The following is a 16,262-nucleotide window of genomic DNA, read 5'->3' as shown; positions in this document are numbered from 1 at the left end:
GTAAGTTCCGGTGGCGTCACCGCCGGGCGGGGTTTGGCCGGCCTTGTGTGCTGTGTATACTGGCCGACATTTTAACGCCCTGGAACCTCCTTCGATGGTTGCTCACCTGATTCAATTTGCCACTAACCACTACATTCTCGTCGGTATCTTCGTCGTGCTGCTGGCGTTGCTGGTTGCTCACACGATGCAGGGCGGCGGTCGCAGCCTGAGCACCGGCGAGCTGACCGCGCTGGTCAACAAGGATGCCGGCGTGGTGGTGGACATCCGCCCGAGCAAGGATTTCGCCGCTGGTCACATTGTTGGCGCGGTGAATATTCCCCAGGACAAACTGATCGCTCGCATCGGCGAACTGGAAAAGTACAAGGCCAAGACACTGATTCTGGTGGATGCCCAAGGCCAGCACGCCGGTACCCACGCCCGCGAGCTGATGAAGTCCGGCTTCACCGCCGCCAAACTGTCCGGTGGCGTTGCGAGCTGGAAAGCTGACAATCTGCCCCTGGTGAAGTGAGATGACCCACGTCGTTGTCTATTCCAGCGATTACTGCCCTTATTGCTCCAGAGCCAAGTTCCTGCTCCAGAACAAAGGCGTGGTTTTCGAAGAGATCAAGGTCGACGGCAAGCCGCAGTTGCGTGCCGAAATGACCCAAAAGGCCGGACGTACGTCCGTGCCGCAGATCTGGATCGGCAGCACCCACGTGGGCGGTTGCGATGATCTGTTCGCCTTGGAGCGCGCCGGCAAGCTCGACGCAATGCTCAAGGCCTGAATTCCCTACTAAAGAACCTGAAAGTAAGAAGGATCTGCGATGACTGACCAACAGAACACAGCTGCCCGCGAAGAAGAAGCACCGCAATTCTCCTTGCAGCGCATTTATGTACGTGACCTGTCCTTCGAAGCCCCGAAAAGCCCGGCGATCTTTCGCCAGCAGTGGGAGCCGAGCGTAGGCCTGGACCTGAACACCCGTCAGAAAGCCCTGGAAGAAGACTTCCACGAAGTGGTGCTGACCCTATCGGTGACCGTGAAGAACGGTGACGAAGTGGCGTTCATCGCCGAAGTGCAGCAGGCCGGGATCTTCCTGATCAAGAACCTGGATGCCGATTCGATGAGCCACACCCTGGGTGCATTCTGCCCGAACATCCTGTTCCCATACGCCCGTGAAACCCTGGACAGCCTGGTGACCCGCGGTTCGTTCCCGGCCCTGATGCTGGCCCCGGTGAACTTCGACGCCCTGTACGCGCAAGAGCTGCAGCGCATCCAGGAAGAAGGCAAGGCGTCGACCGTCCAATAAGGCGGTCTGAGCGTCGACGCAAGTCCAATGTGGGAGCGGGCTTGCTCGCGAATGCGGTGTGTCAGTTGACATCAATGTCTCTGAAACACCGCATTCGCGAGCAAGCCCGCTCCCACATTTGTTATGCGGTGTTACTTGAAGCCGTTCTGTCGCCAGGCCTCGTAGACGGCCACCGCCACGGTGTTGGACAGATTCAGGCTGCGACAGCCTTCGCGCATAGGCAACCGCAGGCGCTGGTCGGCTGGCAGGGCGTCCAGCACTTCGGCTGGCAGGCCACGGCTTTCCGGGCCGAACAGGAACGCGTCACCCTCAACGAAGCTGGCGTCATGGAACGGCCGCGAACCCTTGGTGGTGAAGGCGAACAGGCGCGGGTGGCCGAGGCTTTCCAGACAACTGGCGAGGTCGGCGTGACGTTGCAAGGTGGCATACTCGTGGTAGTCGAGGCCAGCACGGCGCAGGCGCTTGTCGTCCATCTCGAAGCCCAGCGGTTCGATCAAATGCAGGTGGCAGCCGCTGTTGGCGCACAGCCTGATGACGTTGCCGGTATTCGGCGGAATTTCCGGTTGAAAAAGGATGACGTGAAACATGCACGGCTCCGCAGATAAAGATGAGCGGCATTCTACGCCGCAAACCGACCGACGTTCGAAGCTAATGCCTCGGGTGATTGGCTCTTTGGCAATCGTCGGCGTGATGATCGGCTTGATGATCGGCCGCCTGACCACGCCCGACCCGAGCGTGTTGCAGCGGATCGAGGTTAGCGATGGGGCGCTGGTGGCCTGGTTCAGCAGCGAACCCAAGCTGCACGGGGAAGTCATCGACGGCTCCGTGGCGCTGTTGTTCGAAGCCGAAGGCCGGCCACAGAAGGGCCAGCTCAAGCTCAATGGCAAAGACGTGAACTGGCGGGTGCGGTTGAGTGATAAGGGGCTGTTGCTGACGCTGGTGGCGGCGCGTCCATTGCGAGGGGAGTGGACCGGCAGCGAGGTCGATGACCGCTGGCGGCTGGAGGTCCGTCTCCAGGAGCAATAAAAGAGGGAATCCCCGGCCTGCCTGTACCAAGGTCCCCAAAACGGGAGGGCTCACCGCGAAGGTGCAGCCCTGGATGTAAAGAAGGGAAACCTTGACCTGCCTGTATCAAGGCCCCCAAAACAGTGGGCTCGATGAGCCCGGTATAAAGAGGGGAATCCCCGGCCTGCCTGTACCAAGGTCCCCGAAACTGGGTAGTGATTGAGCTATTGCAGGGCGCGTGCCAGTTTTAAATTATTTGTCACAAAAACACTTCGATGATGCGAAAGCCCCGTATTCCGGGGCTTTCGCGTATTTTGAACTGGTTTTGTTACGGCTTGCCGGTTGGTTTTCGGCTCGCGGGATGTGCGCAATTGCGGTTCACGGTGCATTGGGGCGGTGCACGAAGCTTATGCCGGGGTACTCACTGGTGCGGCTAACGCAGTTCTATTGTGGGAGCGGGCTTGCTCGCGAAAGCGGTGTGCCAGTCGACAGTTATGTGTCTGATACGCCGCATTCGCGAGCAAGCCCGCTCCCACCGTCAGGAAAAATCCATGCATTGAGCGAAGAGCTAAAGGCTACTCAGGCCTCATCCCCGTCGTCATCATCCCCACCATCGACCTTCATCCCCAATTCCTTGATCTTGCGGGTCAAGGTATTGCGGCCCCAGCCCAGCAGCACGGCGGCGTCGCGGCGGCGGCCGGCGGTGTGCTTGAGGGCGGTTTCGATCATGATCCGTTCGAAACTCGGCACTGCGCTGTCCAGCAGGCTCGATTGGCCGCGGGCCAGGGCCTGGTCGGCCCATTGGCGCAGGGCCTGTTCCCAGTTGGTCACTGGGGCCGAGTCTTGCGGCAGGCTCAACAGTTCCGGCGGCAGATCGCTGATGTGCACTTCGCGACCCGAAGCCATCACCGTGATCCAGCGGCAGGTGTTCTCCAGCTGGCGCACGTTGCCGGGCCATGGCAGGTTCTTGAGGTATTCCTCGGTTTCGCCCTTGAGCAGCTTGGGTTCCACCGCCAGTTCCTGAGCCGCGCGGCTGAGGAAGTGCCTGGCCAGGGTCGGGATGTCTTCGCGACGATCGGCCAGGCGTGGGATGTGAATGCGGATCACGTTCAGGCGATGGAACAAGTCTTCCCGGAATTTTCCGGCGTGAACCAGGGTTTCCAGGTTCTGGTGAGTCGCGGCGATGATTCGCACATCAACCTTGACCGGCGTATGGCCGCCCACCCGGTAGAACTCACCATCCGCCAGTACGCGCAGCAGGCGGGTCTGGGTGTCGGCCGGCATGTCGCCGATTTCATCGAGGAACAACGTACCGCCGTCGGCTTGCTCGAAGCGTCCGCGTCGCAGGTTGGCCGCACCGGTGAACGCACCTTTTTCGTGGCCGAACAGCTCGGACTCCATCAGGTCCTTGGGAATCGCCGCCATGTTCAGCGCGATGAACGGCGAAGCCGCCCGCGGGCTGTGACGGTGCAGGGCGTGGGCGACCAGTTCTTTACCGGTGCCCGACTCGCCGTTGATCAGCACGGTGATGTTGGAGTGGCTCAGGCGTCCGATGGCGCGAAACACTTCCTGCATCGCCGGCGCTTCGCCGATGATTTCCGGGGTGCGGGCCAGGGCCGGCACCTCTTCCAGGCCCTGTTGTTCCTGGGCGTGCTGGTTGGCTCGCTTGACCAGCGACACCGCTTCATCAACGTCGAACGGCTTGGGCAGGTATTCGAAGGCGCCGCCCTGGTAGGACGCCACCGCGCTGTCCAGGTCTGAATGGGCGGTCATGATGATCACCGGCAGCCGCGGGTGCTGCTCGCGAATCCGGGCCAGCAGGTCCAGGCCGCTGGCGCCGGGCATGCGGATGTCGGAAATGATGACGTCCGGTTGCTGACGGGCGAGGCGACTCATCACCCCGTCGGCGCTGTCGAAGCTCTGGGTGGTCATGCCTTCCTGTTGCAAGGCTTTTTCCAGGACCCAACGGATAGAACGGTCGTCATCGACGATCCACACGGTTTCACTACGGCTCATGTCGGTGTGGCTCCTTGTTCCAGTGGCAGGAAGATCGAGAAGGTGGTGTGGCCGGGGTGGCTTTCACACTCGATCAAGCCCTGATGCTGACTGATGATGTTCTGGGTAATGGCCAGGCCCAGCCCGGTACCGTCCGGACGGCCGCTGACCATGGGAAAGAAAATTGTTTCCTGCAGTTCCACAGGAATGCCCGGGCCGTTGTCGATGATCTCGATCTTGGTCACCAGGCGATGGCGTACGTGGCCAATGGTGAATTGGCGCATGGCGCGGGTGCGCAGGCTGATGCGGCCCAGGCGCAGCTCGTTCTGGCTGCTGATGGCCTGCATCGCGTTGCGCACGATGTTCAGCACTGCCTGGATCATTTGCTCGCGGTCGATCAAAACGTCGGGAATGCTCGGGTCATAGTCGCGCACCAATGTGATGCAGCCCTGGCTTTCGGCTTCCACGAGGCTGCTGACGCGCTCCAGCACTTCATGGACATTGCACGTCGCCAGGGACGGCAGCTTGTTCGAACCGAGCATGCGGTCTACCAGGTTTCGCAGGCGGTCGGCTTCTTCGATGATGACGTTGGTGTAGTCCTTGAGGCTTTCTTCCGGCAGCTCCCGGGCGAGCAATTGCGCGGCGCCGCGAATTCCGCCGAGGGGGTTCTTGATCTCATGGGCCAGGCCGCGCACCAGCATCTTGCTGGTTTCCTGTTTGGACAGTTGGGCCTCTTCCTTGGTGATGCGCAAAAGGCGATCACGGGGATGGACCTCCAGCAGCAACAAGGTGTCGCCGTTGCTCAGGATCGGCGTTACCGCGTAATCCACGGTCAAGGTCTGGCCAGTCAGGGCGGTGAGCATCGCTTCGCGCTTGGTGAACGGATGCGCCTGTTCCACAGCCTGGCGCAAGGAGTTGAGCGCTTCGGTGGATTCGGTGAACAACTCGCTGATGAACTGCCCGTGGCTGCGCTGGCCGCTGACGGCCAGCAGCATCTCTGCCGCCGGGTTCATGTACTCGAGGCGCAATTCGGCGTCGAGCAAGATAGTCGCGGTGGTGAGGTTGTCGAGTAGCAAGCGGTGTAGTGCGTCGCTAATGGTCATCAGGACCTCTTTTGGAGCGTAGCAAGCACGCGTATGACGCGCTGATGAAAGGAAACTGCAAAAACCAAACCAAGGCTCCGAAAAGAAGCGTTTAGAGCCTGAAATGAGCGTTTTTCGCCCGATTGCGTGGCGTTCTGCCAGTTTTTACGGGTATTTTCGAACCAAAATGGGTTGAAAACTGGGTAGGTCGCAAGAGTTTGCACCAATATAGTGCGCCAACCTGAACGGCGTCAGAAGAACGGCAGGATGCTGCTTTCTTCTTCTGCGGGCTTTTCGGCGAGGGGGCATTCAGGGCGCTGGCCGTAGTCGGCCGGGGCGCAGGGTTTTATCCGGCGCTTCTGTGCAAGGGACATACGCTGCATGTGAAACGGCTGGTTCGGAGTGCGCTCAACGATGCGGTCCTGCTCATCAAGGATTTCCGCCGCCAGATGATGGCTGCCCCGATCAATATTGCTCAGCGCAAACACCGGGCTGGTCCCCGGTGCGCCCGTGGGTTGGCCGTCGAGCAGCAGGCGGTAGCGGTGGCCTTTTTGTAGCCCGGGCTCGCTGGTGACACTGACGATCAGTTCTCCCGCGGTACTGCGTATCGTGGCGTCCGGCTCGGGGATCAATAGCCGGAGCATCTCGTAATGAAACAGTGGCTTGGGTTTGTTTTCGGGCGCGGGCGCCGAGGTTGTGCCAAAGGGTTGTGTCGGCATCCGGTTGCCGGGCGGCAGTTGGACTTTCTTCGCATTACCGGGGCGCGGCTGATCGGTGAAGACGCGATTGCCTTGGGCGTCGATGTAGGTATAGACCTGCGCCACTCCCGGTAGCGCGGCCAGGGACAGGCTCATTGCGAGCAGCCAACGGATCACGGACGGTGCACCCGCTGCACGGTGAAGGTCGAGGTGTCGCTCTGTTGCACAAGATCTTCTCCGTTGATGACTTGAACCGCCAGGCTGTGCTCGCCCCGGTCGATATTGACCAATTGCAGGCGCGGTACATTGGTCGGCTGGCCGTAGGGCTGGCCGTCCAGCAGCAGCCTGAACAGGTGGGGACTTTGCAGGCGCGGTTGAGCCCGAACGCCAACGGTGAAAGTACCGTTGTTGGCGCGCAGGGCCTCTTCGGTGGGGATGTCCGTCAGTTCCAGCACCTCGTAGGCATTACGCGGCTCGTCCCTGGCCGCAGGGGGCGGGGGCGCTTCCGGGCTGGCTGGGGTCTGGCGTTCGACGCTGTTGAGCGGCGGCAACTCCACCGCCTGAGCCGGTACGCCGTCGGGCGGCTGGTTGCTATAGGCGGTGTTGCCGTCGGCGTCGGTGTACTTGTAGATCTGCGCGACGGCAGGCAGCGCCAATAGCAGCAACAACATTCCTGGAAAACCACGACCCATAAAATCAACCGCAAACTGAAAGTGTTGGGTTGCAGCATAGGCCAGGGAGGGTGGTTGGCCCAGGTTGTTGTGTGTTGGGCCATGACCTGCCCGACCCCGAAGACGCCCCAGGCCCCTGTGGGAGCGAGCCTGCTCGCGATGGCGGTGTGTCGGTCACCGAGATATTGAATGTGCTGGCCTCATCGCGAGCAGGCTCGCTCCCACAAGGAGAGGTAGGGGGCCTCAGGATTTTGTGAAGATGCACAGCTCTGCGGTCGCCCGGATCAGGGCGAGCCGGTGCACCGGGTGCTGCTTGTTGTGGTGGGTGGCCTGGGCCAGCCATTGCGGGCACTGCGGGTCGGTGCGGTAGGGGGCGAAGTCGGCCAGTTGTTGCAGCAGGCGTTTTTGCAGTCGGTCGAGTTGCGGGCGGATCTGTCCCACCAGGTCAGGGCGTGGAAGGTCCGGGGCCTTGCCTGCCAGGGTCCAGTCGGACAAGTTGATGTATTGCACCATTTTGTTGGCTTCTATCTGAGCGGCGAAAAACGCTTCCACGGTTTCGCCAGGCAGCTTGTAGGCCGGCGCCTGGGCGACGGCGGCGGCAATGACTTCACGCTCGCGCTGACGGTCTTCTACCGGTTTATGACTGTCCCATTTGCTCAACGCCACTTGGTCGGCGAGGGCCAGGCGTTCGCCAATGGCGTTAAGCAGCGGGGTAAGGGCGTCAGGGGCGGGAGCAGAGGCAGCCTCGGCGGTGGTAGTCAGCAGCGCGGCAGACAGGGCAAGGCAGAGTTTGAAGCGGGAAGTCATGGGCAGTCTCGTCTTCTATGGGGGAGCGGCGAGCCATCATGCACGCAACCTGCGCCCATAAAAAAGGCCTCCCGAAGGAGGCCTCTCTTTATTCACGCCGCGTGTTGCAGCGCTACCGGATCAGCAGCTGTAGTACAGCTCATATTCCAGTGGGTGTACGAAGGTGCGAACCTTGATTTCTTCTTCGCTTTTCAGTGCGATGTAAGCGTCGATGAAGTCATCGCTGAATACGCCGCCCTTGGTCAGGAACGCACGGCCCTTGTCCAGCTCTTCCAGGGCTTCTTTCAGGCTGCCACAAACCTGTGGGATTTCCTTGGCCTCTTCAGGCGGCAGGTCATACAGGTTTTTGTCAGCGGCATCGCCAGGGTGGATCTTGTTCTGGATACCGTCCAGACCGGCCATCATCAGTGCAGCGAAGGCCAGGTACGGGTTGGCAGCCGGATCCGGGAAGCGAGCTTCGATACGGCGGGCTTTAGGGCTGTTCACGTAAGGGATACGGATCGAGGCGGAGCGGTTGCGAGCCGAGTAGGCCAGCATCACCGGCGCTTCGAAGCCTGGTACCAGACGCTTGTAGGAGTTGGTCGACGGGTTGGTGAAGCCGTTCAGGGCCTTACCGTGCTTGATGATACCGCCGATGAAGTACAGGGCGGTGTCCGACAGACCGGAATAGCCTTCGCCTGCGAAAGTGTTCTTGCCGTCTTTGGAGATCGACATGTGAACGTGCATGCCCGAACCATTGTCGCCGTACAGAGGCTTAGGCATGAAGGTCGCGGTGCGACCGTATGCATCAGCAACGTTGTGTACGCAGTACTTCAGGGTCTGGACTTCGTCAGCCTTCTTGACCAGCGTGTTGAATTTCACGCCGATTTCGTTCTGGCCGGCAGTTGCCACTTCGTGGTGGTGAACTTCGACGGTCTGGCCCATCTCTTCCAGTGCGTTGCACATGGAGGTACGGATTTCGTGGTCGTGGTCGAACGGAGGAACCGGGAAGTAACCGCCTTTGATACCTGGGCGGTGGCCTTTGTTACCGCCTTCCACGTCCTGGTCGGACATCCACGAACCCTGTTCGGAGAAGATCTTGAACATGGAGCCGGAGATATCGGACTTGAATTTGACCGAGTCGAAGATGAAGAACTCAGGCTCTGGACCGAAGAAAGCGGTGTCGCCGATACCGGTGGACTTCAGGTATTCCTCGGCGCGGTGAGCGATGGCGCGTGGGTCGCGGTCATAGCCTTGCATGGTGGACGGTTCGATGATGTCGCAGACCAGGATCAGGGTCGGCTCTTCGGTGAACGGGTCCAGGACGGCAGTTTCGTCGTCCGGCATCAGGATCATGTCGGAGGCTTCGATGCCTTTCCAGCCAGAGATGGAGGAACCGTCGAACATTTTTCCGATTTCAAAGAATTCGTCGTCCAGCGCATCACGGGCCGGCATGGTCACGTGATGTTGAGTACCTTTGGTGTCAGTGAAGCGCAGATCAATCCACTTGACGTCATGATCTTTGATGAGTTGAACCGACTTCGACATATGTCCTCCGGGTGGCTTCGGGCGGGTATTGGAATGCCCTTAGATATGGGTGATGCCGGCGCGAATACTCTGCCAAGGCAACCTGCCTCACAAGGGAGCAATTTGCATGCCAGTGCCCCAGCATGGGTTTTTTGCACCAAACCCACGCTTTTAAAGGCGTAAAAAGCAGATTAGCGGACATTTGCGCACTGCAATGTGGCGCGCCAGAAGGCGAACGACCTTTTTTGGTGCATGAAAAACCAGCTGCACATTAACTGGTTAAACCTTGAGCAATTTCCGCTATAATCCGCGCCCCCCTTTTTCGGCTGGCCGTTCGCGCGCTGTTTTCATGAAACTAATCGTAAAAGTCTTCCCCGAGATCACCATCAAGAGCCGCCCGGTACGGATGCGTTTCATCCGCCAGTTGGCCAAGAACATCCGTGCCGTGCTCCGTGATCTGGACCCGGCGGTGGTGGTGAACGGCGTGTGGGACAACCTCGAACTGGAAACCCGCGTCAGCGAACCCAAAGTCCTGAAGGAAATGACCGAGCGCCTGAGCTGCATGCCCGGCATCGCGCATTTTCTGCAGGTCGATGAATACCCCCTGGGGGATTTCGACGACATCCTTGCCAAGTGCAAGCTTCATTATGGCGATGCCCTGGCCGGCAAGATCTTTTCGGTGCGTTGCAAGCGTGCCGGCAAGCACCCGTTCAGCTCGATGGACGTGGAAAAATACGTCGGCAGCCAACTGCGCCAGCAGTGCGGCGCCGCCGGTATTTCGTTGAAAGACCCGCAAATCGAAGTGCGCATCGAAATTCGCGACCAGCGACTGTTCGTGATCCACAGCCAGCACAACAGCATCGGCGGTTATCCGCTGGGTTCGCTGGAGCAGACGTTGGTGCTGATGTCCGGCGGCTTCGACTCCACGGTCGCCGCCTACCAGATCATGCGTCGCGGGCTGATGAGCCATTTCTGCTTTTTCAACCTCGGCGGGCGTGCCCATGAATTGGGCGTGATGGAAGTGGCGCACTTCATCTGGAAGAAGTACGGCAGCTCCCAGCGCGTGTTATTTGTGAGTGTGCCGTTCGAAGAAGTCCTGGGCGAGATTCTCGGCAAAGTCGATAACAGTCATATGGGCGTCATTTTGAAGCGTATGATGTTGCGCGCTGCTTCGCGAATTGCCGATCGCCTGCAAATCGACGCGCTGGTGACCGGTGAGGCGATCTCCCAGGTGTCGAGCCAGACGCTGCCGAACCTGTCAGTGATCGATTGCGTGACCGAGAAGCTGGTCTTGCGTCCACTGATCGCCAGCCACAAGCAGGACATCATCGACCAGGCCAACGAAATCGGCACCGCCGACTTCGCCAAGCACATGCCCGAATACTGCGGGGTCATCTCGGTGAACCCCAAGACCCACGCCAAGCGCGGGCGCGTGGAGCATGAAGAGAAAGAATTCGACATGGCGGTGCTCGAGCGTGCGCTCGAAAACGCCAGGCTGGTGCCAATCGATCGCGTAATCGACGAGTTGGGCCAGGACATACAAATTGAAGAAGTCGGCGAAGCGCTGGCCGGTCAGATCATCATCGACATCCGTCACCCGGACGACGCTGAAGACGACCCGCTGAGTGTTGCCGGCATCGAGGTACAAACGATGCCGTTCTATGCAGTGAACGCGCGTTTCAAGGAACTGGAGCCTACTCGCCAGTACCTGCTGTATTGCGACAAAGGCGTGATGAGTCGCCTGCATGCCCACCATTTGCTCAGTGAGGGGCATGCCAATGTGCGCGTTTATCGACCGAGCTAAGTGCCCGGGGCTGTTTGCCTGTGGCCTGCGTCACCGGCCCCCCGACGCCGTCGACAAGCTGTAACGGCTTGCCGGACTCTACTGTAAATCGCTGCCACGACCTGTCAGCACACCGAATCCTCTGATCGAGATACACAAGTGATCGAAAATCTACGCAACATCGCCATCATTGCTCACGTTGACCATGGTAAGACCACCCTGGTAGACAAACTCTTGCGTCAATCCGGCACCCTGGAGCGCAACGAGCTCAACGACGAGCGCGTGATGGACTCCAACGACCAGGAGAAAGAGCGCGGTATTACCATCCTGGCGAAAAACACCGCCATCAACTGGAACGGCTACCACATCAACATCGTGGACACCCCGGGCCACGCCGACTTCGGTGGTGAAGTAGAGCGCGTGATGTCGATGGTTGACTCCGTACTGCTGCTGGTTGATGCCCAGGACGGCCCTATGCCGCAAACCCGTTTCGTGACCAAGAAGGCTTTCGAAGCCGGCCTGCGTCCGATCGTGGTCATCAACAAGGTTGACCGTCCAGGCGCGCGTCCGGACTGGGTTCTGGACCAGATCTTCGACCTGTTCGACAACCTGGGTGCTACCGAAGAACAGCTGGACTTCAAAGTCGTCTACGCCTCGGCCCTGAACGGTATTGCCGGTCTGGACCACACTGACATGGCCGAAGACATGACCCCGCTGTACCAGTCGATCGTCGACGACGTACCTGCGCCGAAAGTTGACCGTGACGGTCCGTTCCAGATGCAAATCTCGGCACTGGACTACAACAGCTTCCTGGGTGTAATCGGTGTTGGCCGTATCGCCCGTGGTCGTATCAAGCCGAACACCCCGGTCGTGGCTATCGACGCCGACGGCAAGAAGCGCAACGGTCGTATCCTGAAGCTGATGGGTCACCACGGCCTGCACCGTATCGACGTTGAAGAAGCAGCGGCCGGCGACATCGTCTGCATCAGCGGCTTCGACCAGCTGTTCATCTCCGACACCCTGTGCGACCCACTGAACGTCGAAGCAATGAAGCCGCTGACCGTTGATGAACCGACCGTTTCGATGACCTTCCAGGTTAACGACTCGCCGTTCTGCGGCCGTGAAGGCAAGTTCGTCACCAGCCGTAACATCAAGGAACGTCTGGACAAAGAGCTGCTCTACAACGTGGCACTGCGCGTTGAAGAAGGCGACTCGGCCGACAAGTTCAAGGTTTCCGGCCGTGGTGAGCTGCACCTCTCGGTTCTGATCGAAACCATGCGTCGCGAAGGCTTTGAAATGGGCGTGGGTCGTCCAGAAGTGATCATCCGTATGGTTGACGGCGTCAAGCACGAACCGTACGAAAACGTGACCATCGACCTGCCGGAAGAATCCCAGGGCGCGATCATGGAGCAAATGGGCCTGCGTAAGGGCGACCTGACCAACATGGTTCCGGATGGCAAGGGCCGTGTGCGCCTTGAGTACAACATCCCGGCCCGTGGCCTGATCGGTTTCCGTAACGAGTTCCTGACCCTGACCTCCGGTGGCGGCATCCTGACTTCGATCTTCGATCGTTACGACGTGATGAAGTCCGGCGACATGTCCGGCCGTCAGAACGGTGTTCTGGTATCGGTTGCGACCGGTAAGGCACTGACCTACTCGCTGGAAACCCTGCAAGCGCGTGGCAAACTGTTCGTTGAACACGGCCAGGATATCTACGAAGGTCAAATCGTCGGCCTGAACAGCCGCGACAACGACCTGGGTGTGAACCCGACTAAAGGCAAGAAGCTCGACAACATGCGTGCTTCGGGCAAAGACGAAACCATCGCACTGGTTCCGCCTGTCAAGTTCAGCCTGGAGCAAGCTCTGGAGTTCGTACAAGAAGACGAACTGTGTGAAGTGACGCCGAAGTCGATTCGCCTGCGTAAGAAAATCCTTGGCGAAAGCGAGCGTACCCGCGCTGCCAAGAAAAGCGGCAACTGAGTTTCGACTTAGTTAGCGGCTGAAAAAAACGCCCCTGATTGTGAGATCAGGGGCGTTTTTTTATGCCTTGAATGTGTGTGTCGCCTGTTAGGGCCTCATCGCGAGCAGGCTCGCTCCCACAGTTGATCTTCAGTGGCCACCGATTTTGTGTCCGACATAAATCCAGTGTGGGAGCGAGCCTGCTCGCGATGGCGATGGTCCAGGCGCCGCTGAACCATCAATAGATCAGAACTTGTCCAGTGTCCGCGGATTGCGCTCGCGCTCCACTTCCTTGGGCTTGTAGGCGCAATACCCCGGCCGTGGCCCGACCCGCGGATGGTTGCGGCAGGTGTCGGGGCGTTTCTCATAAATGGTGCACAAGCGGCTCTTGCGGTCCAGATACAGGCAATCATTGTTGCTCATGCGCTGAAGCGTGAAGATTTCCGACTTCTGGTTATAGCGTTCGACGATCCCTTCCTTTTGCAGGCGCTTGGCGATGTTCTTCGGCGGGTCGCCGAGTTCGAATTCATCGACGATGCCGATCCGGATCAGGTCCTTGATCTTGACCTCCACTGGGAGCGTGCAACAGCTCGACACGCAGGAACCGCACATCGGGGCGGAGTACTTGGCCCAGGTATCGAGTCGGTCGATCTCCGCGGCGGCGATCAGGTTGGGCTTCATCATCAAGGTTTACCAGCATGCATCAGGGCGCGCGATCATACCGGGACTGGTGAAATTTTGAACGACCATCTGCCGGTTTTTTTTCCATCGCGGCAAAACCCTCCCGGAGCGGCACGGCCCCTGCATTCATTCGCTCATACGGCACTTCACTGGCGGCGATTCTCCGACACCGTGGAAAAACCACCGAACCAGAGCCTGTACCGTCTGTCAGACCGACTAGGCTCAGACAATTCCATGCTCGCTCGAGGTCTCATCAATGACTCAAGAACCACTTGTTCGCGAAGCTGAAGTTGCTGCATTTCGCGACGCCGTGTTGACCAAACTCACTTACGCCGTCGGCAAGGACCCGGATCATGCGTTTGATCACGATTGGTTCGAAGCCATTGCCCTTGCCGCCCGCGACCACATGGTCGAGCACTGGATGGACCACACGCGGCAGATCTACCGAAAGGGCCAGAAGCGCGTCTACTACCTCTCCCTGGAGTTCCTCATCGGTCGTTTGCTCTATGACAGCCTGAGCAACCTCGGCCTGCTGGACACCGCGCGCGAAGCCCTGACCGAACTGGGTGTGGACCTGGAGCGCATCCGCCTGCTCGAGCCCGACGCGGCGTTGGGCAACGGCGGCCTCGGTCGGTTGGCGGCGTGTTTCATGGAAAGCATGTCCACCCTGGGCATTGCTGGTCATGGCTATGGCATTCGTTATGAACACGGGCTGTTTCGCCAGGCGATCGTCGACGGCTGGCAGCAGGAACAGACTGAGCACTGGCTGGATTTCGGCAACCCATGGGAGTTCGAACGGCCGGAGGTGGTTTACCCGATTGGCTTTGGCGGCAGCGTCGAGACCGTGACCGATGACGCCGGCAAGACCCGGCAGGTCTGGTCCCCGGCTGAAACCGTGCGAGCCATCGCCTATGACACCCCAGTAGTGGGTTGGCGCGGTGCCAGCGTCAACACCCTGCGCCTGTGGCGTGCCCGGGCCGTGGAAGACCTGCACCTGGAGCGCTTCAATGCCGGCGACCACCTGGGCGCGGTAGCAGAAGTGGCCCGAGCCGAAAGTATTTCTCGCGTGCTGTACCCGGCCGACAGCACCGAGGCCGGCCAGGAACTGCGTCTGCGCCAGGAGTATTTCTTCGTCGCCGCCTCGTTGCAGGATTTGTTGCGCCGCCATCGCAACATGCACACTTCGGTGCTGACCCTGGGCGATCACGCGGCGATCCAGCTCAATGACACCCACCCCTCGATTGCCGTGGCCGAGCTGATGCGTCAATTGGTGGACGTCTACGACGTGGCCTGGGATGCGGCCTGGCAGATCACCCAGGACACGTTGTCCTACACCAACCACACGCTGCTGCCCGAGGCCCTGGAAACCTGGCCGGTAGGGCTGATGGAGCGCATGTTGCCCCGGCACATGCAGATCATTTACCTGATCAACGCCCAGCACATCGATTCGCTGCGGGCCAAGGGCGTGCACGATTTCGATGTCCTGCGCTCGGTTTCGCTGATCGAAGAAGACAACGGTCGCCGGGTACGCATGGGCAACCTGGCGTTCCTCGGCTCCCATAGCGTCAACGGTGTATCCGCGCTACACACGCAGCTGATGCGCAGCACGGTGTTCTCCGAGATGCACAAGCTCTATCCGGATCGGATCAACAACAAGACCAACGGCATCACCTTCCGCCGCTGGCTGTTCCAGGCCAACTCCGAGCTGACATCGATGATGATCGATGCCCTCGGCCCGAGCGTGCTCGACAACCCTGAGGAGCGCCTGATCGAACTGGAGCCGTTTGCCGACAAGCCGGCGTTCCGCAAACAATTCGCCGAGCAGCGCCTGCACAGCAAGAAGGCCTTGGCTTATCTGATCCATGAGCGGCTGGGCATCGCCGTGAACCCAGCGGCGATGTTTGACGTGCAGGTCAAGCGGATCCATGAATACAAACGCCAGTTGCTCAACCTTATGCACACCGTGGCGCTGTACCAGGCGATCCGCGCCGAACCGGAAGTAGACTGGGTGCCGCGGGTGAAAATCTTCGCCGGCAAGGCCGCTGCCAGTTACCACCAGGCCAAGCTGATCATCAAGTTGACCAACGACATCGCCCGGGTGGTGAACAACGACCCGACCGTGCGCGGCTTGCTCAAAGTGGTGTTCCTGCCCAACTACAACGTCAGCCTGGCCGAAAGCATTATCCCGGCGGCGGACTTGTCGGAGCAGATCTCCACGGCCGGTTTCGAAGCGTCGGGCACCAGTAACATGAAGTTCGGCCTCAACGGTGCGCTGACCATCGGCACCATGGACGGCGCCAACGTGGAGATGCATGAGCGTGTGGGCGGTGAGCACATGTTCATCTTCGGCCTGACATCCGAGCAGGTGGAAGCGCGCAAACGCAATGGCGAATTCAGCGCTGCGCCGGACATCGCCGCGTCCCATCGCCTCAACGATGTGTTGCAGGCTATTCGCGGCGGGGTGTTCTCGCCGGATGATCCGATGCGTTATGCCGGGCTTGTGGATTCGTTGGTGGACTACGACCGTTTCCTGGTCTGCGCCGATTTCGACGCCTACTGGAACGCCCAGGCCAAGGTCGAAGAGCGTTGGCACGACTCCAAGCAGTGGTGGCGTTCGGCGGTGCTCAACACCGCACGCATGGGTTGGTTCTCCTCGGACCGGACCATTCGTGAATACGCCACCGACATTTGGAAAGCCCTGGAGTAGCTGTTGCAAGAAATGTGAGCGAAGCCCAACGGTGGTTGGGCTTCGTCGATATACTAGGCGCCAGTTTCACCGGGTTGTGGTG

The 16,262-nt window shown here is 59.8% G+C and carries 15 protein-coding genes; 7 read left to right on the top strand and 8 right to left on the bottom strand.

Features of this window, described 5'->3' with window-relative positions; genetic code table 11:
• Nucleotides 1-94: 94 nt before the first annotated feature.
• Genes ACA047_RS27670 through secB form a run of 3 tightly spaced genes read left to right on the top strand, consistent with a single transcriptional unit; the run spans nucleotide 95 to nucleotide 1,286 of the window.
• Nucleotides 95-508: a rhodanese-like domain-containing protein gene (locus tag ACA047_RS27670; RefSeq protein ID WP_497354880.1), complete on the top strand. Its 414-nt coding sequence runs from the start codon at nucleotides 95-97 to the stop codon at nucleotides 506-508.
• A gap of 1 nt (nucleotide 509) precedes the next feature.
• Nucleotides 510-764, top strand: a complete 255-nt coding sequence (grxC, locus tag ACA047_RS27665; RefSeq protein ID WP_497354878.1) for a glutaredoxin 3 — start codon at nucleotides 510-512, stop codon at nucleotides 762-764.
• A gap of 39 nt (nucleotides 765-803) precedes the next feature.
• The gene (gene secB / locus ACA047_RS27660; RefSeq protein WP_497354876.1) at nucleotides 804-1,286 is read left to right on the top strand and encodes a protein-export chaperone SecB; all 483 of its coding nucleotides are present in this window, start codon (nucleotides 804-806) and stop codon (nucleotides 1,284-1,286) included.
• Between the two features lie 131 nt (nucleotides 1,287-1,417).
• On the opposite strand, the gene trmL is transcribed toward secB, so the two are convergent.
• Entirely contained in the window at nucleotides 1,418-1,873 is a 456-nt protein-coding gene (trmL, locus tag ACA047_RS27655) for a tRNA (uridine(34)/cytosine(34)/5-carboxymethylaminomethyluridine(34)-2'-O)-methyltransferase TrmL (protein ID WP_192307537.1), read from the bottom strand.
• Here trmL and ACA047_RS27650 point away from each other — a divergent pair.
• Nucleotides 1,872-2,312, top strand: coding sequence for a hypothetical protein (locus ACA047_RS27650; protein WP_497354874.1), 441 nt, complete (start codon nucleotides 1,872-1,874; stop codon nucleotides 2,310-2,312). The genes trmL and ACA047_RS27650 overlap by 2 nt on opposite strands.
• A 558-nt stretch (nucleotides 2,313-2,870) precedes the next feature.
• On the opposite strand, the gene ntrC is transcribed toward ACA047_RS27650, so the two are convergent.
• From ntrC to glnA, 6 genes are all read right to left on the bottom strand, one after another.
• Nucleotides 2,871-4,307, bottom strand: coding sequence for a nitrogen regulation protein NR(I) (gene ntrC / locus ACA047_RS27645; RefSeq protein WP_497354872.1), 1,437 nt, complete (start codon nucleotides 4,305-4,307; stop codon nucleotides 2,871-2,873).
• Nucleotides 4,304-5,389, bottom strand: a complete 1,086-nt coding sequence (gene glnL / locus ACA047_RS27640; protein ID WP_497354870.1) for a nitrogen regulation protein NR(II) — start codon at nucleotides 5,387-5,389, stop codon at nucleotides 4,304-4,306. The genes ntrC and glnL overlap by 4 nt, the downstream gene beginning before the upstream one ends.
• A 230-nt stretch (nucleotides 5,390-5,619) precedes the next feature.
• A complete protein-coding gene (locus ACA047_RS27635; RefSeq protein WP_497354868.1) occupies nucleotides 5,620-6,243 on the bottom strand; it encodes a DUF4124 domain-containing protein in 624 nt (207 codons plus the stop codon).
• A complete protein-coding gene (locus tag ACA047_RS27630) occupies nucleotides 6,240-6,758 on the bottom strand; it encodes a DUF4124 domain-containing protein (protein WP_497354866.1) in 519 nt (172 codons plus the stop codon). Before ACA047_RS27630 ends, ACA047_RS27635 begins: the two co-directional genes overlap by 4 nt.
• 222 nt (nucleotides 6,759-6,980) lie before the next feature.
• Entirely contained in the window at nucleotides 6,981-7,544 is a 564-nt protein-coding gene (locus ACA047_RS27625) for a chorismate mutase (protein WP_497354864.1), read from the bottom strand.
• 120 nt (nucleotides 7,545-7,664) lie between these two features.
• A complete protein-coding gene (glnA, locus tag ACA047_RS27620; protein ID WP_497354862.1) occupies nucleotides 7,665-9,071 on the bottom strand; it encodes a type I glutamate--ammonia ligase in 1,407 nt (468 codons plus the stop codon).
• Between the two features lie 328 nt (nucleotides 9,072-9,399).
• Between glnA and thiI the strand changes: the two genes are divergently transcribed.
• Both thiI and typA read left to right on the top strand, forming a co-directional pair.
• Nucleotides 9,400-10,854 carry a tRNA uracil 4-sulfurtransferase ThiI gene (gene thiI, locus ACA047_RS27615; RefSeq protein WP_497354860.1) on the top strand — a complete coding sequence of 485 codons (1,455 nt, stop codon included), beginning with the start codon at nucleotides 9,400-9,402 and terminating at the stop codon, nucleotides 10,852-10,854.
• Between the two features lie 138 nt (nucleotides 10,855-10,992).
• Nucleotides 10,993-12,813 (top strand): translational GTPase TypA, encoded by a 1,821-nt coding sequence (gene typA, locus ACA047_RS27610; protein ID WP_497354858.1) that lies wholly within the window; start codon nucleotides 10,993-10,995, stop codon nucleotides 12,811-12,813.
• A gap of 225 nt (nucleotides 12,814-13,038) precedes the next feature.
• Here the strand turns inward: typA and ACA047_RS27605 are convergent, their stop codons facing one another.
• Nucleotides 13,039-13,476 carry a YkgJ family cysteine cluster protein gene (locus ACA047_RS27605; RefSeq protein ID WP_003196865.1) on the bottom strand — a complete coding sequence of 146 codons (438 nt, stop codon included), beginning with the start codon at nucleotides 13,474-13,476 and terminating at the stop codon, nucleotides 13,039-13,041.
• Between the two features lie 253 nt (nucleotides 13,477-13,729).
• Here ACA047_RS27605 and ACA047_RS27600 point away from each other — a divergent pair, with 253 nt between their 5' ends.
• Nucleotides 13,730-16,180 carry a glycogen/starch/alpha-glucan phosphorylase gene (locus ACA047_RS27600; protein ID WP_497354856.1) on the top strand — a complete coding sequence of 817 codons (2,451 nt, stop codon included), beginning with the start codon at nucleotides 13,730-13,732 and terminating at the stop codon, nucleotides 16,178-16,180.
• Nucleotides 16,181-16,262 lie beyond the last annotated feature (82 nt).

Source organism: Pseudomonas sp. LBUM1664 (genome assembly GCF_059695895.1).
This window is presented reverse-complemented; position numbering and strand designations above follow the sequence as displayed.